12 protein-coding genes and 3 pseudogenes are annotated in these 19199 nt (G+C 64.7%); 8 read left to right on the top strand and 7 right to left on the bottom strand.

Annotation, left to right across the window (positions count from 1 at the left end; all coding sequences use genetic code 11):
- Window positions 1-594: 594 nt before the first annotated feature.
- On the bottom strand, window positions 595-1497 hold the full coding sequence (locus tag JQT59_RS13305) for an HpcH/HpaI aldolase/citrate lyase family protein (protein WP_213576525.1): 903 nt from the start codon (window positions 1495-1497) through the stop codon (window positions 595-597).
- 278 nt (window positions 1498-1775) lie between these two features.
- Here JQT59_RS13305 and JQT59_RS13300 point away from each other — a divergent pair.
- Window positions 1776-2091 (top strand): annotated as a pseudogene (locus JQT59_RS13300) (transposase); the annotation flags it as partial.
- On the opposite strand, the pseudogene JQT59_RS13295 reads toward JQT59_RS13300, so the two are convergent.
- Window positions 2090-2185, bottom strand: a pseudogene (locus JQT59_RS13295) (transposase); the annotation flags it as partial. The pseudogenes JQT59_RS13300 and JQT59_RS13295 overlap by 2 nt on opposite strands.
- A gap of 772 nt (window positions 2186-2957) precedes the next feature.
- On the opposite strand from JQT59_RS13295, the gene JQT59_RS13290 reads away from it, so the two are divergent.
- Complete coding sequence (locus JQT59_RS13290; RefSeq protein WP_249354386.1) at window positions 2958-3269, top strand: hypothetical protein; 312 nt, start codon at window positions 2958-2960, stop codon at window positions 3267-3269.
- Window positions 3270-3616: 347 nt separating this feature from the next.
- Window positions 3617-4111: pseudogene (locus JQT59_RS13285) on the top strand (serine/threonine-protein kinase); the annotation flags it as partial.
- Between the two features lie 260 nt (window positions 4112-4371).
- On the opposite strand, the gene JQT59_RS13280 reads toward JQT59_RS13285, so the two are convergent.
- Window positions 4372-5145: an alpha/beta hydrolase family protein gene (locus JQT59_RS13280; RefSeq protein ID WP_213576524.1), complete on the bottom strand. Its 774-nt coding sequence runs from the start codon at window positions 5143-5145 to the stop codon at window positions 4372-4374.
- Between the two features lie 149 nt (window positions 5146-5294).
- Here JQT59_RS13280 and JQT59_RS13275 point away from each other — a divergent pair, with 149 nt between their 5' ends.
- Window positions 5295-6494 carry a Fic family protein gene (locus JQT59_RS13275; RefSeq protein WP_213576523.1) on the top strand — a complete coding sequence of 400 codons (1200 nt, stop codon included), beginning with the start codon at window positions 5295-5297 and terminating at the stop codon, window positions 6492-6494.
- A 225-nt stretch (window positions 6495-6719) separates the two neighbouring features.
- Here the strand turns inward: JQT59_RS13275 and JQT59_RS13270 are convergent, their stop codons facing one another.
- The 3 genes from JQT59_RS13270 to JQT59_RS13260 form a co-directional block, all read right to left on the bottom strand.
- Complete coding sequence (locus tag JQT59_RS13270) at window positions 6720-7619, bottom strand: alpha/beta fold hydrolase (RefSeq protein WP_213576522.1); 900 nt, start codon at window positions 7617-7619, stop codon at window positions 6720-6722.
- A 133-nt stretch (window positions 7620-7752) separates the two neighbouring features.
- A complete protein-coding gene (locus JQT59_RS13265) occupies window positions 7753-8397 on the bottom strand; it encodes a TetR/AcrR family transcriptional regulator (protein WP_213576521.1) in 645 nt (214 codons plus the stop codon).
- Window positions 8394-9869 (bottom strand): MFS transporter, encoded by a 1476-nt coding sequence (locus JQT59_RS13260; protein WP_213576520.1) that lies wholly within the window; start codon window positions 9867-9869, stop codon window positions 8394-8396. Before JQT59_RS13260 ends, JQT59_RS13265 begins: the two co-directional genes overlap by 4 nt.
- 269 nt (window positions 9870-10138) lie before the next feature.
- Here JQT59_RS13260 and JQT59_RS13255 point away from each other — a divergent pair, with 269 nt between their 5' ends.
- The 4 genes from JQT59_RS13255 (at window position 10139) to JQT59_RS13240 (ending at window position 16625) form a co-directional block, all read left to right on the top strand.
- The gene (locus JQT59_RS13255; RefSeq protein ID WP_249354384.1) at window positions 10139-10294 is read left to right on the top strand and encodes a hypothetical protein; all 156 of its coding nucleotides are present in this window, start codon (window positions 10139-10141) and stop codon (window positions 10292-10294) included.
- 217 nt (window positions 10295-10511) lie between these two features.
- Window positions 10512-13382 (top strand): WD40 domain-containing protein, encoded by a 2871-nt coding sequence (locus JQT59_RS13250; protein ID WP_213576519.1) that lies wholly within the window; start codon window positions 10512-10514, stop codon window positions 13380-13382.
- A 142-nt stretch (window positions 13383-13524) separates the two neighbouring features.
- Window positions 13525-13950: a RipA family octameric membrane protein gene (locus JQT59_RS13245; protein WP_249354381.1), complete on the top strand. Its 426-nt coding sequence runs from the start codon at window positions 13525-13527 to the stop codon at window positions 13948-13950.
- Window positions 13951-14027: 77 nt separating this feature from the next.
- The gene (locus JQT59_RS13240) at window positions 14028-16625 is read left to right on the top strand and encodes a LuxR family transcriptional regulator (RefSeq protein ID WP_213576517.1); all 2598 of its coding nucleotides are present in this window, start codon (window positions 14028-14030) and stop codon (window positions 16623-16625) included.
- On the opposite strand, the gene JQT59_RS13235 is transcribed toward JQT59_RS13240, so the two are convergent.
- On the bottom strand, window positions 16622-19189 hold the full coding sequence (locus tag JQT59_RS13235) for a LuxR C-terminal-related transcriptional regulator (RefSeq protein ID WP_213576516.1): 2568 nt from the start codon (window positions 19187-19189) through the stop codon (window positions 16622-16624). The genes JQT59_RS13240 and JQT59_RS13235 overlap by 4 nt on opposite strands.
- Between the last annotated feature and the right edge of the window lie 10 nt (window positions 19190-19199).

The following is a 19199-nucleotide window of genomic DNA, read 5'->3' as shown; positions in this document are numbered from 1 at the left end:
GGTCGGATACGACTTCGTGCCGCCGACCTCGACGTACAGGGTCGGCTATCGATGCGCTTGGGTACGCTCGCGAAGGCCTCAGATCCCGGCAGCGCCGTGCTGGAGTTGGGAGAGGATGTCACCGTCGCGTATGAGCCGGATCGGATGCTGTGGCGTACCGGAAGTTCGTGCGAGACCGGCTCGGGGCGGTGTTACGAGTCAGCCGCGGTGCGGCAAGTGGCCGACACCGCGATCCGAAAAGGCAGTGCACCCGAGAGACAATCCGGCGGATCTGATCAACGTAGCGTTGAAGGAGCTGGTGCGTGTGGATGTTCGAACTCGGCTGCACAACCGTCATTCCTGTTCGTAGTCATCTGCAACGGCGGGTGGAGATTCTGGAATGGCTGACCGGCTCGAGTGTGAAAACCCGGGGGTTCGGGCAGCGTCGGCACAGCGTGTGCACACACCGTTGCGCATCCGTGCAGACGACTTCGGACCTTGACACCCGCCCTGGCCACCATTGATCCACACTTCCAGGCATCATCGACCATGCGCGCTTGCCGAACGTTGCCTGAAACTCGAATCTCGCTAGAGACTCACTGCTCCTGAGGAGCCCTAGGCACCACGTCTAGGCCCGTCGTCCGTGAAGACGTCGCGTCCCGATGCACGAAGAACGTCCTTCGCACGTTCGACCGTCGGGACGTCCACAATGACACCTCGCGCGACCACCTGGCCCTGTCCCGCATCGAGTGCGCACTGATAGGCGTGCACGATGGCGAGGGCGTGATCGATCTCAGCGTCCGTGACGCCGAACTCATCCATAACGACTTCGACGTCCTGGAGAGTCAGGCACAACTTCGAGGTGAATCCCATGCGCTTTGCGAGCCGGCACTCGTCACGCAGGAAGTCCGTGTCGCCGACGAATAGCGAGGCCGTGTCGATTGGGGCGGTGAGACTATGTGCGGCGGACGCTTCCACCAGCTGGGCACGCACGTAATTCTCAAACTCTCCGATTCCTGTGTACTGCGTGTTCGTGTCGCGGGTGAGGTCACCGATACCGGCAACCAGGGCGAGCGGCGGCTCGCCCTGGCTGCAGATCCTATCGAGGTTGCGCAGCCCACGGGCGGTCTCGACCAGCGCAACCAGTCCAACGTCCTCCGCTCCCGCGTCATGCAACGCGGTGCCAACTCGCGCTAGCTGGTCAGGACTTTCGACCTTCGGGACCATGACTATCGAGGCTGTTGCAGCCGCGACGCGGATGTCCTCCGCCCATCCAGCATGGTCCTCGTGGTTGATTCTCACCCACGTCCGTTCTCGCGGCACGTCCACGTCCAGGATCTGCTTGCGACGTGCGGCCTTCTCGGACTCGGGGACAGTGTCCTCGAGGTCGAAGAGCAGAATCGAGGCCGCGGAGGCGACTGCCTCGGACCGGCGCGGAACTTGGGACCCCGCCGTGGGTGCAGCCTCGTGCGGCGCGGCAAAGAGCACTGAGCGGAAGGCGGATGATGTGACAGGCAAGAGTGTCTCCTCGGATCATGTTAGGGCGAGAGTTGCGGCATCGAGCGAGGCGTGGACAGGTCCCGACCGGTGCGGCGCCCTCGCCGCACCGGAAGGCCAGACCTGAGCCTGTCTAACACCTCGTAGCGAGCCTGCCCGAGAGTGCCGGTGCAGTAAAGGTGGGATCCCTGAAATATCGAACTCGCCACTGTGTTGGAACACAGCGGGGAGCCCTTATCGGTTGCGTCCAGCAGATGGTGTACGGACCGATTCGGATCTGACCGACGTGTCGTAGCCCAATGAAGGCGGCCATCGCGTTGGACCACGCGATGATCACTGCCCACGATATCGACCCCACGTTCATCGACGCGCTGATGGGTGCTGAGGCCGACAGCCTGTACGGCGCCGGATTCGGTGAGCGCTCTTCAGGACCGCTTCACAGCCGGAACGCTATCGCCATCGGGACTTCGATACCCGCGCCGGGACTCTCGACGTGGCGATCCCGAGCGGTCCGGCTCGTACCTTCCGGACTGGTTGCTGCAGCGCCGCAAGCGTGCCGAGCGGGCCCTGACGTCAGTGGTGGCAACCTGCTACCTGCTCGGAGTCTCCACCCAACCCGCCCGTTCTCCCGGAGCTTCAACACGAGGGCATCGGCGGCGACGAACGTGTGGGGGAGGCCATCGAGCGGGCGGCTACGGAACGCCTCCACCTATGTCGGCTCAGGTCGGCGAGATAGCGTTCCAAGAGTCTGCGGTCGATCCGCTCGATCGTCTCGATGCCGGCGTCGCCGACGAACCCGGCGGCCCTGATCAACGCTCGCAGTGGCCGACCGCCGGCTGCTTCCAGCCCGAGACCGCGGGAAAGTTCGCAGCCGGATCCAGCGTTTGGTGGCTCGCGCAGCCAGGGCTGAGGAATGCGGTCGAACCGCACGGTGATCCGACCCTCGAAGCCGAGTCGGTGCATCCGCCAGATTTCACGGTGATACGGCACGTAACCGTCCGAGGGACTGGCGATGCCGACGGCGTAACCATGGTCGGTGACGTAGTCGAAGAAGTGCGTCAGTTCACCGAGCCACGGCCCGGTGCGATAGCCGACCTTCTCGTACTCTCCGATGTTGGTGACGGTGATCAGAATTTTGTTCGTGGCCATCGAGACCCAGCCGCTCAGCGACCCAGCGCCTAATCACATCGTGAGAGCTCATACCGATTACCAACAGGTGGTAGCTGTAGCTCCCCTAACCCGTGGCTCATTAGGAAGATGAATTAGTTAGCAAAAAGAGTTAGCACTCACCGGTCGTGAGTGCTAAGTTCTTATGGTCTACGTCACAAGCTGAAAAACCCTCATTAAGTCGCGACCATGGACCACCACAGAAGGCTCGATCATGCCCCCGAGTTCGTGGACCGAAGCCTCACGACGATGCCGACCTCAGAATACCGGCATCTGCCCACCGACCCGACGCGTCATCCGCACGAAGGAGGATCATGACCGCCGCCGTCCCCCACAGGCCCCGCGCCCAATGTTCCTCCGCCCGCGGCATACGGAAGCAGCATGGTTCGCGGTTGCCCGCCGTGTCGATCGCCCTCGGGGCGCTGTCCGTTGCGTCGTTCTGGGTGGTCGGGCTCGGCTTTCTTTTCGGAGTGGGCGCGGTGGCCTGCGGCGCTGTCGCCACATCGCGGTCCGCAATAGCCGAGGACGAGGCGGCATCGTTGCGCGCCCTACTGGGCGTTATTGCCGGCACCGCGGGGATCACCGTCTCCGCGATCGCCCTGTTCCCCATGCTGACCCAGCTGTAACCGCGAACGTGGCCGCCGCCTTCCGGTCGATGCAGGAGTAATTCAACCCGTGCCTGCCGGGAACCGGTTCCTCCGGCTCACAAGCGACCTGCATCGGTCCAAAATCGCCTCCGGCACTGCGCGGGCGCAATCAAGGCGGATCCCACGGTAATCATTGAGGCTGTTGAGCTCATCGAGAACCTGATCGACGGCGGCGTCTGGATCCGCCACTCTCAGCGTTCGACTCGAGCGTAGGCCCGCACCCGTCCAGAGCCTCGGACAGCGATACCCTGGGAAGCACGTCGCCGAGAGGCTAACCGTGCGAATTTTGTCGAACGTATCGCGGAGCGGATGAATCGAGCTGAACGATGTCCGATATCGATCCGTTTGAGATTCACCGCGATGTGACCCCGTCGGTCACCGCGGAGCTGAATGCTGGCGTATTCGATGATGCCCGGGAGATTGGGCGTGGTGGATTCGGCGTTGTGTTCCGGTGCACACAAACCTCTCTCGACCGGACCGTCGCCGTGAAGGTGCTCACAAACGATGTTCCGGAGGAGAACCGGGAGCGATTCTTCCGCGAACAACGCGCAATGGGCCGGCTGACCGGCCACCCCAACATCGTTACCGTGCTCCAGGTCGGTGTCACCGATTCATCGTCATGCCGTACCACGTACCTGGACAAACGAATTCGACGGCATGGTCCATTACCTGTGGACGAAGTGTTGCGGCTCGGGGTGACGCTGGCCGGCGCGCTGCAGGCCGCCCGCAACGAGGGCATCCTCCACCGCGACGTCAAGCCCGCGAACATTCTTCTCACCGATTACGGTGAGCCGGCACTCTCGGACTTCGGGATCGCTCATAGCAGGAATCACGCCGTGGGCGTGGATAATCAACAACTCCCTTGCCGCCGCACAACCGATGTCCGACCTGCTCCGGCGGCGGGCTGCGGCGGAGCAATCGGAAATCGATGTGGTCGCGCACCCGCGGGTCGCGGTCGTTCCGATGCAACCCACAGAGCCGGTCGGCGAAGCAGCGTTGACCGCGTTGGTCGAAGCTGAGGTGTTCGGACTCGCGACCTAGCCGCCTGGGATCGGCCAACGGTCATAGCGCTATCGCATGCTCACGACTGATTCGTGAAGAAGGCCACGATGTCGTCGACGCGGAAGTGGTCGGGCGACACGTGTTCGCCGCCCACGACGATCAACTCCGCGGCCATCGACGCGGCGCGCAGCCGTTGCACCCACGGCCCGGTCACTTCGGCGATGTTCGCCACCGCATCCTCCGGCGACGCGTACACGCGGATCGGCACGCCCGCATAGGCGTCCGGCTCGTGGCGGACGACATCCCATGCTTCAGTCTTCGACTCCAGGTCGTGCCCGTCGGCCGACAGCCCGTACGCAGCCGCGAGGGTGACGCGGCCGTGCTCTCCCCGCTCCCAGACCGCTCGCATCGACAATGACGGAGCGACCAATACAGCTCCCTCCCACTGCATTTCCCGCAGGCGGATCGCGTTGGCGGCGGTGGTGGCGCCCATCGACTCGCCGATCAGGAACCGGCGCGAGAGCGGCCACCGGCACGACACCCAGTCGTGGAGGGCACCCAACGCGTCCTGGGCATCTCGGTTTCCCCACAGATCGCCGTGCAGGTAGGGGCTGACGACGAGAAACCCGCCGTCGAGCAGACCGTCGCGTACGCCGGCCCGTTCATCGATCGACGTTTCATCGGCCGTGCGTCCGTGAAGGTAGTAGACGGCTGCAGACGGTGCCACTCCCTGCGGCACCAGGACGAGCGCGCGGTCACCGGATGCCGGAATGGTTACCGCGTACTCGTCGTACCGCGTGAGGCCGGCCGTGCACCGCTCGAGCGGCACAGCTGATTCCTCACGAGCTCTCACGCTGTCACGCTAACAAGGAGGCTCTGATCCCGCTGGGTCACAACCTGGCGAACACCCAGCGGTTTACGCCTGTTCATCATGATCCGTTTCTCACCGGGTACTCCACACATACCATTGGATAAATTGCTAACCAATAGTATGGTCCGGGTATGACATCGGTTGATGACGGACAGCGATGGCCGCCCGTCGCCGACGAGGACCATCCCTGGGTCAGCACCACCGGCGACTACGGATCTCGACGCGAACGTCGCCTCACCGCCGGCTTCTACCGCGCGGCGGTACCGCCATTCATCGCGAACCGGACCATCTCACTGACCGGCGAACTGCAGGCGCTGACGGAGGAAGCGGCGACCGAACTCACCCGCTTCGACGCCGAGGTCGGCCACATCACCGCTCCGTTCGCATCCATTCTGCTGCGCACCGAGAGTGCATCGAGCTCGGAGATCGAGAACCTCACCAGCGGGGCACGCCAGATCGCGCTGGCCGAACTCGGCGAGCACACCTCCCACAACGCCCGCCTGATCGTCGGAAACGTCCGGGCCATGCAGGCCGCATTGGAGTTGTCCGACCGCATCGACGCCGACGCGATCCTGCAAATGCACCGGGCACTGCTCGAACACGTCGATCCGAACACCGCCGGCCGATGGCGCCAACAGCAGGTCTGGATCGGCGGCGGAAGCCTCGGACCCCACACCGCACAATTCGTCCCCCCACATCACGACCGCGTTCCCGAACTGATCGACGACCTGATTGCCTTCGCCAACAGGGTCGACGCACCCGTGGTCGCTCAGATAGCGGTCGCACACGCACAGTTCGAAACTATCCACCCGTTCCCTGACGGCAACGGGCGCGTCGGTCGCGCCCTGATCCAGGCGATGCTGCGCGGCGGGCAGCTCACCCGCAGCGTCGCCGTACCGGTGTCCGCGGGCCTGCTGCACAACACCGCCACCTATTTCCAAGCCCTCGGCGAGTACCGGTCGGGCAACCTCGAGCCGATCGTGCAGTCGATCGCGGAAGCATCGTTCGCCGCCGTCGCCAACGGCCGCACCCTCGTCCGGGACCTGGAAACGGTTCGAGCTGACTGGCGCACCCGGGTGACGGCGCGACGAGACGCGGCGGTACACCGCCTCGCCGACCTCCTCCTGCGCCAACCGGTCGTCGACAGCAAGCTCGTCACTTCCACGCTGGGGGTCACCGGCGCCAACGCGCAAATCGCGATCGACCGCCTGGTCGACGCCGGAATACTCACCCAAATCACCGACGGACGACGCAACCGGATCTGGCAAGCCAAGGACGTCGTCCGCGTCCTCGACGAATTCGCCGCCCGCGCCAAACGCCGCCGAGGATGAATGCGGTGGGTGCTCACTCCGCCGGTGACTGGCAACTCGACGCACTCGCACGAACACACCACCCAATTGCCACGCTGGGCTGTGTGCGACAGGTACCGCGTTGTGGGCGTGCCCCAACGCCGCGCGAGTTCGTGAACCGAACAGTCCTGACGACGCCCCCGACTCTTGTGCAGCGGACCGTGCTGGCGCACCTGTAAATCCCCACCGTGGCCGCTGTATTTTCTATCAGTGACGCGATGCGGCAACGTCCTCGTCGAGAAATTCCTTCAATCCCCCACTGAAGACATCATTGTCGTCGCCGGCAACCATATGACCGGCCCCGGCAACGTCGATCAGTGTGGCGGTCGGGATCAGCTCGAGTAGTTCCTTGGCGCCTTCTTCACTGACCACATTGGATTGCTTGCCACGCACGAGCATCGTGGGCACGGTGATCGCGGCGGCGGCGTCCCGGGCGCGTTCGTAGCGCATGATCGAGTCGGCTTGGCGAGTGGGTTCGTCACCCTGGCGTAGGAACGCCGGATCCCAGTGCCAATACCAGCGACCATCACGCAGGCGAAGGTTCTTGCGCAACCCTTGCGGGTTGGGCTTGCGAACCCGGTTCGGGGTATACGCCGCGATCGCCGCTGCGGCGTCGTCGAGGCTGCCGAATCCATCGAGGCCGCTGCGCATGAAGTCCATGATTTCCGCGGTGCCGGCCGTTTCCACCTTCGGTGCGATATCGACCAGAACCAGACCGCGCGCGAGATCCGGGTTCTCGCCTTCCCCGATCAACGACGTCATCCCGCCCATCGAGGCACCCACGAGTACCGGCTTCTCCCCCAGCTCGCCGATGATCGAGGTCAGGTCGGCGACCAGCGCATCGATGCCGTAGTCCCCGTCCGGCGCCCATTGGCTGTCTCCGTGCCCACGTGCGTCCACCGCGACGGCGGACCACCCGTCCGCCGCGAGGCTGCGTCCGGTGTTTCGCCAGGAATGCCGGGTCTGCCCGCCGCCGTGCAACAACAGGACCAAGCCTTTCCTGTCGACGCCTGATCCGCCGGCATCAGCCGTCGGTGGATCCCACCGGTCGGCGGCAAGGGTGACACCGGCACCACGGAATTCGGGTTGTGTGACTACGGGATTCATCAAACTTCCTCACCAACATCGTCGAGTCGAGCGTTCTCTACCAATGGTGCACCAAGGGTGAACAGAGATTCACCTCGCATTCGTTGCGACAAAAGATTTCGCCGCGCACCCCGGCCGGGACCGGACACAGCCGTTACCGAGTATCGAGCAGTTCCTTGATGTGCGCGACGTGCTCGGAGCTCATCGGCGGCACTTCGAGTGTCTCTGCGCCGGGCCGCAATCCCGCGATCATCACGGCCAGGATTCTCCGCCACCCCGTGTCGGTGACGCCGCGGGTCGTCGCGACGACACCGCGTAGCGACCACAGGATCAACTCCAGGTCCGCGTCCGTGGCATCCTCGCGGATGCGGCCGTGCCGCTTGGCCTGCGCCAGCAACTCGATCAGGATCCGACGATATTCATTCTTGAGAACTGTGGTCTCGTCGTCGTTCCACATACGCGACAGGCATCCGCGGTTCGACGCCAGGATGGCACCGCTGCCGTAGAGCAGCTGCTCGAGACCCTCGCCCTCCGGCGCGGAACGGGCCTCCCGGGCCAGGGCGACGAAGTCCTCGAGCACCTGGCGAACCAACTCACTGATCAACGCATCCTTGGTGGGGAACCGGCGATAGAGGGTGCCGACGCCGACGCCGGCAACCCGGGCGATCTCGTCGACACCGACATCAAGACCGCGCGCACTGAACACGGTCGCCGCCGCATCGAGGAGCCGTTGTCGGTTCTCCGCGGCGTCGCGGCGCAGCGCCTTGCCGGTCTCCTGAACGCTCACATCGGACCTCATTCGGATTCGTCGCCCACCAGCGTGCCTCCCGCGACCATCGCGAGCTCCGGGTGTCGCAACCCGGGCGACTGCTCGAGATTGGTGGTCGTGTTCCGCTGCATTGCCGGGATGAACAGGGCCGCGACGGCACCGAGACCAACTGCCACACCCAGCATGAGGAATCCGTTTGTGTAGCCGGATTCATGCGGCACCCCCGACGAGGATGCCCCGGCGGTGACAACGGTGGCCATGCAGGCCGCCCCCAGTGCGCCGCCGATTGTGCGGATATTCGCGTTCATGCCGCTCGCGACACCGGTCTGTTCCGGTGGCACCCCGGCGACGACAACATTCGACATCGCTGAGAAGGCCAGGCCGAAACCGATACCGACCAACGACATGGCGAGGTAGATGTCCACTTCGGTGTTGTGCTGAAACGCCACCACGAAGTACCCGGCCGCACTGACAATCGACCCGGCGATCAGCAGGTTTTTCGAACCCAGTCGCGCCGCCAGGCGGCCGGAGGCGAGTCCGAGCGCGAACATGCCCACGCTTACCGGCAGCAGCATCAGACCCGACTCGGTGACCGAGGCACCGAAGCCGTATCCGGCGGACGAGGGTGTCTGGAGAAACTGCGGCAGGAAGCCGAACGCGGCGTACATGCCGACCCCCATCAGCAGCGCCAACAGGTTGGCGGCCCACACGCTGCGGATCCGCATCATCTTCATGTCGATCAGCGGATTGGCCGACCGCGATTCCACCGTCACCCAGACCGCCACGATGACCGCGGCAGCCACCAGCAGCCCGATGACGATCGGAGAACCCCAACCCCACGCGGGTGCCTGACTCACCCCGAGCAACAACGCGACCAGCCACCCCGACAGCAGCAGTGCGGTGAGCCAGTTGATCTTCCCGGCAGTGCGAACACGGGATTCGGGGACCAGGATCTGCGCGGCCAACCCCGCCAGCACGACCATGATCAGCGGAATCCAGAACAGCCAGTGGTAACCCAGCACGGTTACTATAGGACCAGCAAGGACGATGCCGAGACCGGCGCCGACAGCGGTGAGCGCGGCGATCATGCCAACCGCTCCCACCACCTTCCCCTCCGGGAACTCGTCACGGATGATCCCGAACGCCAACGGCAGCACCCCGCCACCGATCCCCTGTATCACCCGAGCCGCGATCATCACCGACAGCGACGTGGCCAGGGCCGCCAGCACAGACCCCACCGCCAGCGCAACAAGGGCAACCACGAACACACGCTTCTTGCCGTGCATGTCACCGAGGCGTCCCATCACCGGAGTGAAAATCGACGCCGACAGCAGGTACGCGGTCAACACCCACGTGACATTGGTCTGTGTCGTGCCCAGCGCCGACTCGAGGGTAGGCAGCACCGGCATCACCAGTGACTGCAGAAGGGCATAGGCGCCGACCCCAACAGTCAGAACCGCAAACGTCAGCTGATAATGCGCCCGCCGTGAAGCGGTTTCCATAGATTCTCCCTACAACAACCGGAGCGCTCACTCCGCATACAGGGAAACTTAGCAGGCCTAATCGACTCTCTCCTGTTCAGAGATCAGCGTCACATAGGCGCTTCATCGTCTGGGCGACGCCTATTTCCGCGGAGTTTCACCAACCCCTATCCGAGTCTGGTTCTCGACCGCGGCCGCGAGTCGTTGATCTCGTCGTCGGGAGCGCTGCTGCTGCGCGAGTCCGTCCGGGTCGCGGGGTTGGACCGTGCCTTGTCCGCAGCGTTCGCTCCGTGGCGGCCATCGCGATCGATCCACGATCCAGACGAAGTGACGCCGGAATACTCACCCAAATCACCGACGGACGACGCAACCGGATCTGGCAAGCCAAGGACGTCGTCCGCTTCCTCGACAAATTCGCCGCCCGCGCCAAACGCCGCCGAGGATGAATGCGGTCGGTGCTCGCTCCCCACTGTGGATTCAGGGCACCGCAACTGCGCCGATCCAGATCCTGCTGGGTCACAACCTGGCGAAACTCACCAGCGGCAAGCACTCCGCGAAAAGCCGAGTAGTCGACTACTCGCGATATCCGGGCTCGTTTACGCCAGGCTCAAAATAGTCCCGTCCACGTGACTCGGCACCGGCTCGAGAGCGGAGGAATCACCCATGTGTGCTCAGGCTGCGCAGGCTCCGCGGCAGCGGCAGACCCGCGGGGAAGAAGAGCGGTTCGAATACGACGCCTTCATCTCCTACGCCCACGATGATCGACCGGTCGCCGCCGGCATCCAGAAGGGTCTCCACCGCATCGGCCGTCGAATGGGACAGCTGCATGCCTTGCGGGTATTCCGCGATGCCACCGATCTGATCGCCAGTCCCGACCTGTGGGGCAGGGTAACCGAGGAGATGGGCCGCGCCCGGTACCTGATCGTGGTGCTGTCGCCCCATTCGGTCGCGTCGGGCTGGGTGAACAAGGAGGTCACCCACTGGCTCGAGCGGCATGGACCGGACCGGCTGCTGTTCGTCGTTACCGACGGGCATCTGATCTGGGACGAGGCATCCGGACGGTTCGACCCGGACCGGTCGGATGTTGCCCTGCCGGTCTTGACCCAGCCGGGGATTCTCGCCGCCGAGCCCTTCTACGTCGACGTCACCGAGGACGCGCCGTGGGATCCCGCGTCACCGATGTTCCGGGAAAAGATTACCGATCTGGCCGCTCCCATCCACGGCAAGCCCAAGTACGAACTTGCCGGTGAGGATCTACGCGAACAACGACGCTTCCGGCGCCTACGGCGAGCCGCCATCACCGGTCTGGTCCTGTTGACTGTCCTCGCGGTCGCCGCGGCGACGCTCGCATTCGTGCAACGGCAGGAGTCGATACGTCAGCGGAACCAGGCGATTGCCGTGCGGCTGGTATCGGAAGCCCAGTCCATGCTCGCCGGCGCCCGACCCGGCGGCGACGCACGCGCGCTGAAACAGATATTGGCCGCGCAGTCGATCGGCTCCGAATCAGAACAGGCTGCCTTGCTCGACGCCGTGCTCGCACGGAAGGAACTACTCGACATCGCCGAGACCACAGCAGCGGGTGTGAAGGACATTGCGCTCTCGCCGGACGAGCGCCGCATCGTCACCGGCGGTGTCGACGGCACCGTACGGCTGTGGGAAGCCGATACCGGCAAGCCGATCGACGCGCCCATGACCGGAAACCAGGGCGAGGTGGTCATTGTGAGGTTCAGTCCGGACGGGCGGCGCATCGCGTCCGGCGGTGCCACCACGGTGCGGGTGTGGGATGCGGACACCGGAGCACCACTCGGCACACCGATGACCGTGGCCCTGGGCGAGGTGTCGAGCGTGGAGTTCAGTCCGGACGGAAGGCGGATCGTCATTGGCTCGAGTGAGGTGACTTCGAGCGGTTTAGTCAATCGCGGTGCAGTTCAGGTATGGGACGCGAATACCGGAGCACCCATCGGCGCACCCATGACCGAGCATGACGGCATGGTCGTGAGTGTGGCATTCGCCCCGGACGGGCGCCGACTCGTTGTCGGTTCCGGCGGACCCGTCCACGGCGCCGTCCGGGTGTGGGATGCAGACACCGGAGCACCCATCGGCGCACCCATGACCGAGCATGACGGCATGGTCGTGAGCGTGGCGTTCGCCCAAGACGGTCAGCGCATCGTCTCAGGTGGTGCCGACGGCACCGTACGGCTGTGGAATGCCGACATCGAAGCACCCATTGGGGAGCCCATGACCGGACACGCGGGTGCAGTAGCGAGTGTGGCCTTCGCTCCCGACGGGGCACGGATCGTCTCAGGCGGCGCCGACGGCACCGTACGGCTGTGGGACGCCGATACCAAAGAACCCATAGGCGAACCTTTGACGGGACACGAAAGTTGGGTCTTGTTTGTGACATTCAGCCCTGACGGCCAACGGGTCATCTCCGGTGGTGGCGACGAAGGCACGGTGCGGGTGTGGGATGTCGAAATCGGTTCGGCCGGCCAAGGCAGTGTTATGAGCGTCGCGTTCGCCCCAGACGGGCGGCGCTTCGTCTCCGCCGGTGCTGACGGCACCCTGAAGTTGTGGGACGCGGATACCGGTTCGCCGATCGGCGAGCTGACGGCCGAACAAGGCGTGGTGATGAGCGTGGCGTTTTCCCCGGACGGGCGGCGCATCGTCTCTGGCACTTTCGCCCCAGCGTCAGACGGCACGACTGCCCAGTCGGGCACCGTGCAACTGTGGGATGCGGATACCCGCCAACCCATCGGCGAACCGATGACCGGACACCAGGGCCACGTATTCAGCGTGGCGTTCGCGCCGAACGGGCTGCGCATCGCCTCCGGCGGCAGCGACGGCACCATCCGACTGTGGGACGCCGACACCCGCCAACCCATCGGCGAACCGATGACGGGACACCGGGATGCAGTGGTGAGCGTCGCGTTTGCCCCGGACGGGCGGCGCATCGCCTCTGGCGGCAGCGACGGCACCATCCGACTGTGGAACCCCGACACTCGCCAACCTGTCGGCGAACCGATGACCGGACACCAGGGTGAGGTCACCACAGTGGCATTCGCCCCGGATGGGCAGCGCATAGTCTCCAGCGGTCTCGACGGCACTATCCGGCTGTGGGACCTCGATAGGCGGCAACCGGTCGGCGAAGCTGTAACCGGACAGGGGGGTCCGCTTGCAAGTGTGGCGTTCGCGCCAGACAGCCGCCGCATCGCCTACGCGGGTTACGACCGCTCGGTACGGCTGTGGGATACGGACACCGGCATGCCGATCGGCCCGCCCATGAGTGGACATACGGATGCGGTGCGCAGTGTGGCATTCAGCCCGGACGGAGGGTCTGTGGTCTCCGGCGGTGTCGACGGCCAGATCTGGCAATGGGCCATTACACCTGCAGATTGGACAGCCACTTTATGCGGCAAGCTCACGATGAATATGAGCCACCGGCAGTGGCGCGAGTGGGTTTCCCCCGACATCGACTATGTCGAACTCTGCCCCGGACTTCCGATTCCCGCCGACGACACCTCACCCGGGAACTGATGGCACGCACAATCCGGCCGATGCCGGTAGGAGGTAGACGATGCAAGCCGACGGTCACCGATCCGAGCTGTGTCACCGACTCTGGAACGACCCGCAAGACAAGACGGGACCTCATGGCCGCGCCATCCCTTATGAAAGCGCGGTGCTCGATCAATACCGGATCTACGTAGAGATGGCCGACCGGGTCAGCGCCCGACGAGGCTTGACGAACTCGTTTTTCCTGAGCCTCAACACCGGCATCTTCGCCCTCGTCGCCGCCTTCGGAAAAATCCCACTTCCGGACAGGACGTGGTGGCTGGTGATTCCGCTGATCGCGGTGCTCGGTCAGTGTTTCGCCTGGTTCTATCTGGTTCGGAGTTACCGCCTCCTGAACAGCGCGAAATATCAGGTCGTCGGCGCCCTCGAGGAACGCCTCCCGGCCTCGCCGTTCTGGCGTGCTGAATGGTGGGCCTTGGGTGAGGGGAACGACCGGTCCCGGTACTGGCCCCTGTCCCATATCGAGCAGTGGATCCCGATTCTCTTCGGGCTTGCCTACATCTCCGCGTTTCTCGCCATCACTTTCACGTGAGTTAGCTGCGTCGGATTTGGCTTCCACCGAGGTCGGCACAGTTTCAGACTTGAAACAAACCGACTAGGCTCGTTGGTATGCACCAGCCGTGGCCGGTGATCGAGAGGCGCGCGGAGGCACAAGCGATCGCCGAGGCCACAGGCTGCGCCACCGGCCCCTGGGGAGTGATCGTCGACGGCGTCTCGGGCGCGGGAAAGACGACACTTCTGTCGGAATTCCTGAAGTCTTGTGTCGGCCCGACAACCTGGCTGGCCGGCAACGCGACCACGAGTAGCACTCCGTTCGGGGCCTTCTCTCGTGTGATCGACAGCCCCGACGCCTGGGATGTGGCAGTGACCTTGTCGACGATCTGCCGGACGGTCACAGATGGAAATAGGGACGGGACCGTCGTGGTGGATGATGCCCACCTGCTCGACCCGCTATCCGCCGACATTCTGAACCAAATTGCCACCACGCACACCCTCTCATTGGTGATCACACTTCAGACCGGAAATCCGGTACCCGAGGCGATTTCGGCACTCTGGAAGGACCGCGGATTCTCCCGAGTCACCCTGGGCTGCTTCAACCTCGACGAGATCGATACTGTCCTGGTCGCCGCACTCGGGGGCCCTGTGGACAGCAAGACTTCGGTGCGGATCGCGGCGGCATCGGAGGGAAATCCCCGCTTTCTCCGTCACCTGGTGGAGGGTTCGTTGGCCGACGGCCGCCTGATTTGCTGCAACGGAATCTGGCAGCTGCGCGGCGAGCCGACCATCACCGAGGAATGCGCACTGCATCTGCGTCACCTGTGTGCAGCAGTACCGGCGGCGGCCGAGCGGGCTCTGGCGGTAGTAGCCTTCGGTGAACCTCTAGACGTGGCAGTTCTCGAGGCGCTGACCAGCACAGAGTCGATGCTGGCGGTCGAATGCACCGGATTGGTCCGTTTCGGCACAGAAGGCGGGATTGTTGTGGCTCGGCTGGCTCAGCCCTTCCTCGGGGAGGTTGTGCGACAGCAGGTGGATGGTGCGGAGGCACGCCGCATCCGTGGAGAACTCGCGACGCTACTCGGCGCGGACGCCAGGGAGCCGCTCACGCGAATTCGGGCTGCTGCACTCTCCATCGGTACCGACCATCATCGAAGTCCGCAGTCACTCACCGCGGCTGCCGCGGATGCGACTGCGCTCTGCTCCTTCGCCAGCGCAGAAGAACTCGCGCGTGCGGCCTCGGCCGAGGGCGCCGGCTTTCGGGCTCAGCTCCTTCGCGCAGGCGCACTGGCGTGGACGGACCGAGGCGGCGAGGCGGAACAAGTCCTGGCCTCACTCGATCCGGTGAACAGGCCGGAATCCGACTACACCCGGTGGGCAGTGCTGAGGGCGGTAAACCTGTTCTGGAACCTCGACGCGCTCCCCAGCGCATACAGGATCCTGAGAACTGCCTACGCACATGTCACCAGTCCAGCAGGACGCCACTGTGTAGAGGCGGCGCGCGCGGCCATCGACGTTTCGGCCGGCCGGGTAGTCGCCGCAACGAAGGCCGCAGCTCGGGTTCGCCACGCTCCGAACGCTCCCTCAGCCGCGAAAATGTGGGCGGCGAGCGCGAGCTGCATGGGTCTCGCGATGATGGGGCACGGAGACGAGGCGGCCTCCCTGGCCGATGAATCGCTCCACCTCACTCAACCCGACACAGCTGTGCTGCGGTTCTCCATCGGCCACGGTCATATCACGGCGCTCATCTACACAGGTCGATTCACAGAGGCAGAACTGGCTGCCGACCGCTACCTAGAGCTGGCGCGACACCACGATGCCGCATGGTTCGGCATCAGCTCGCTGGTCGGGAAACTCAGCTTGACCCGGGGACGAATCGGTGACGCACACAAGAGGTTGTCAGAAGCCGCAGCGGTCCTCGACACATCCAGTCCCGAACGGCGGGTCGTCACCAACCTTCTCCTGGCCCGAGTCCTCGCTGTCTCGGGACAGACCCAGGAGGCAGTTGGCGCGCTCGAGCAGGCCGAGACGTCGTTGGGCGAACACCGACATCTCTACCGATCCGACGTTGTGATCTCGCGAGCCTGGATCTCGGCCGCTTCCGGTAACCTCGGCCGCGCGATCGGTTTGGCACGTCGTGCTGCCGCCGACGCCGAGGAGGCGGGCCTTCTCGCCGTTGCCGCGGAGGCAGCGCATACGGCCGTCCGGTTCGGGGACAGCGCTTCGGTCGTTCAGCTGCGCGCACTCTCGACTGCCGTCGACGGGCTGCTGATCGGTCCGATGGTGGACCACGCGTCCGCACTCGCCGACTCTGACGGTGATGGATTGCTTGCTGCTGCCAGGAAATTCGAATCCCTGGGTGCCTATCTTCTGGCTGCGGACGCGTACGCCCACGCTGCGGGGGCATACCGTCATGTCGGTAATCGCCGTGACGAACTTCGCGCATCCACGCGGGCCTACGCACTGGCGCAGAAGTGTGACGACGCCTGGACCCCCGCAATATTCGCCTCGGCGGCCCCGTTCCCGCTGACACCCCGCGAAAGGGCCGTCGCTGCACTTGCAGCCGGCGAGCTCACGAATAAGGAAATCGCTCACCGACTAGGGGTTTCGGCACGCACGGTCGAAGGACACGTCTACCACGTGCTGATGAAACTCGATGTGCGCGATCGCGAAGAGATGGCCGAGACTGTCGCGATGGGGACCTGCCGCTAGGCGTCGGGGCCGATCATGAGTCTGCTCACCAGCGATTTCCGATTGTCGACGCCGAGTTTTGTGGACATCCGATACACGTGACCTTCGACGGTGCGTACCGACAAGGTCAATCGTTGAGCGATCTCCCGGTTGGTCATACCGATCACGACGAGCGAGGCGATGCCGACTTCGCGAGGTGTCAGCCACGAAGGACTATCAAGTGCACGCAACGCGGGTGTCCTCGCACCTGGGCACAGGCCGGCGAGTCTACGGGCTGCTGCCGTCGACAACTGTCGACTGGCATCGTCACCATGCCGCCGATGCACGATTGCAGCCTGCGCGGCCGCATCAGCTGCGAGCAGGTAGGCATGCATCCTTTCGAGATTCGCTGCTACGCGGTCTAATCCATGACCATCCCGCACACCGAAGCTGTGCGCCTGAGCGGCAGCCACGCGCACCAAGGGACCATCCACCGAATGGGTCAGTGCCCGCAGTCGGCCCGTGGCGGATCGGTCTCCGAATCGAACCGAGGTGTGCAACGCCACCGTCTCGACACCGAACATCGACCCGGCGTGAGCCAGCCTCGCCGCCTTGCGCGCAGCCGCGATTGCCTCACGTTGCTCGCCACGCGCCGCCAGCATCCACGCGCGTGCGAGCAACAGGTCGGGTTCGAACGACGCCATGTGGACACCGAACGACGACTCCGCAGCAGCAAGTGCTTCAGTGGCATCATCGGTCCGCTCCTGCATGCCCAGAGCTTGGCACAAACCGATTAGGCTCAACGTCAGCCAGATCGGGGGTCCCCCGCCCATCGCCGCGGCCCGACCGCGCCGGAACTGATCCTCTGCGTCGGCCGCTCGACCCACTGCGAGATGAGCAAGACCGCGAATGTACATGTCGACCACCCAGTTCGATCTGCCCGGGCGGGTCGTCACGTAGCGTTCAAGCACCGAATCGAGGGTGTCGAGCTGTCCTGATACGGTGGCGGCGAACACCTCGGCAACACCGATCTGCGTGTGCCCGAGCATGAATCCCACCGCCTTCGCCGCCTCCGCACCACACGTGGTGACACCCGGGACCTGATCTGTGCGGCCCGCCCGTGCCAGCGCTGCGCCACCGGTGGACGCTGCCAGCGCCAAAGCCGACGGTGTACCTCCTTCGGGCCCGAAGAGGGCTCGAGTCAACTCGAGCGATCGCGGCACGTCATTGGCGAAGAAGTCGAAGGTCAACTCCACGGATGTGACAACATCCCGTCCGTGGCGGCCCGTCACGCGAGCACGCATGTCGGCCAGTTTCTCCCGCGCGGCGGCCTCGCGGTCGGCGAAAAACAAGGCCGTGGCACGCCACATCCCCCACGTGAGCGATTCGGCTTCGGACATCTCCGCAGGACTAACGGCGGCGAGCAGCGTGTCGGCATCGTTCACCCGTCCTTGCCACGTCATCGCCCGCGCCGCGACCATGGCCGCTCTGATTCCGCCCCCTCGGGACAGGGCCGCCTGGGCGAGGCGCTCGGCGAGCGCATACTCACACAGGTCGAGCGCGGATTCGGCCGCCTCGATCGTTCGAGCGACATCGATCTCGGCGTCACTGTCGAGCGCGAGCGTCGCCAGCCGCAACGTGTCGCCCGGCAATTCACTTGCAAGGTGGGCGCGAACAATCCGTCCTCGCAGTACGCGGGCGGCCAGCACGCCCGTCTGCTCACGCAGCACCTCCCCCAGGATCGGATGGCTGAGTGTCGTGACGCAGCCCAGGCCCTCGGAGCGAAACCGCAGAAGTCCGCTGCAGTGTGCGGCAGCGACGGCGTCAGGTGACGTAACGCGCTGGAGGACGTCGACGTCGATGCCCTCTTCCAGAGCCACCAGCCGGAGGACGTCGAGCACGTCGGGAGGCACGTTCCGTAACCGCGACCCGAGCAGCGATGCCAGCTCAGTGCTGACAATGGGCCGCGATCGCAATCTCCACACGCCGTCGGACCGCTCGAACAGGCCGGACTTCCATGATCCTTCGACGAGATGCCGTAGGTAGAGCGGGTTTCCCTCCGACATATTCCACAACCATTGCGCGCCGACGTCGTCCATCGGCCCGCCGAGAGCAGTTTCGATCACCCGCACCGCTTCGACACGAGTGAACGCGTCGAGTTCGACTCGATGCAGGACGCCGTCGGCGAGAAACGCGGTGGTCGGGCTTGGGCCACCGCCGCCGAGCGTCACCACGAGTCGAACACCGCCATCGTCGATCAGACCTCGGAGCAGAGTGGTGGACAGCGGATCGAGCCGGTCCGCATCGTCGACGACGAGGGTTGTCGTGAATCCTTGGAGTGCGATTACAGCGCTCGTGAGTGCGGTGTCCGGATCGGGTGCCGCACCGATATTCACCACCGGAGCGAATGCACCCAGCGGGACGCCACGTAACGAGTCCGTCCCGACGACCCAGACTGCCTCGCAGTCACGTTCGCACACGATCTTCTGCGCCAAGGTGGTCTTTCCCACCCCAGCCGCGCCGACGATGACGATACCGCGCGTCGAATCCCGCGCGAGGGCGCTGATCTCGGACCCCCGCGGGATGGATGGCCACGTCAGGACCATGAAACTCAGT

This window comes from Rhodococcus sp. USK13 (assembly GCF_018343855.1).
Classification (GTDB): Bacteria; Actinomycetota; Actinomycetes; order Mycobacteriales; family Mycobacteriaceae; genus Rhodococcus_F; species Rhodococcus_F oxybenzonivorans.
Note: the sequence above shows the minus strand (reverse complement) of the source record. Positions and strands in the feature narration are given on the sequence as shown.

What these genes read in the sequence shown, in the direction of transcription:
- JQT59_RS13290 (WP_249354386.1), top strand. Translation starts at nt 2,958, where the DNA reads ATGACCGCCGCCGTCCCCCACAGGCCCCGCGCCCAATGTTCCTCCGCC.
- JQT59_RS13275 (WP_213576523.1), top strand. Translation starts at nt 5,295, where the DNA reads ATGACATCGGTTGATGACGGACAGCGATGGCCGCCCGTCGCCGACGAG.
- JQT59_RS13270 (WP_213576522.1), bottom strand. Translation starts at nt 7,619, where the DNA reads ATGAATCCCGTAGTCACACAACCCGAATTCCGTGGTGCCGGTGTCACC.
- JQT59_RS13265 (WP_213576521.1), bottom strand. Translation starts at nt 8,397, where the DNA reads ATGAGGTCCGATGTGAGCGTTCAGGAGACCGGCAAGGCGCTGCGCCGC.
- JQT59_RS13260 (WP_213576520.1), bottom strand. Translation starts at nt 9,869, where the DNA reads ATGGAAACCGCTTCACGGCGGGCGCATTATCAGCTGACGTTTGCGGTT.
- JQT59_RS13250 (WP_213576519.1), top strand. Translation starts at nt 10,512, where the DNA reads ATGTGTGCTCAGGCTGCGCAGGCTCCGCGGCAGCGGCAGACCCGCGGG.
- JQT59_RS13240 (WP_213576517.1), top strand. Translation starts at nt 14,028, where the DNA reads ATGCACCAGCCGTGGCCGGTGATCGAGAGGCGCGCGGAGGCACAAGCG.
- JQT59_RS13235 (WP_213576516.1), bottom strand. Translation starts at nt 19,189, where the DNA reads ATGGTCCTGACGTGGCCATCCATCCCGCGGGGGTCCGAGATCAGCGCC.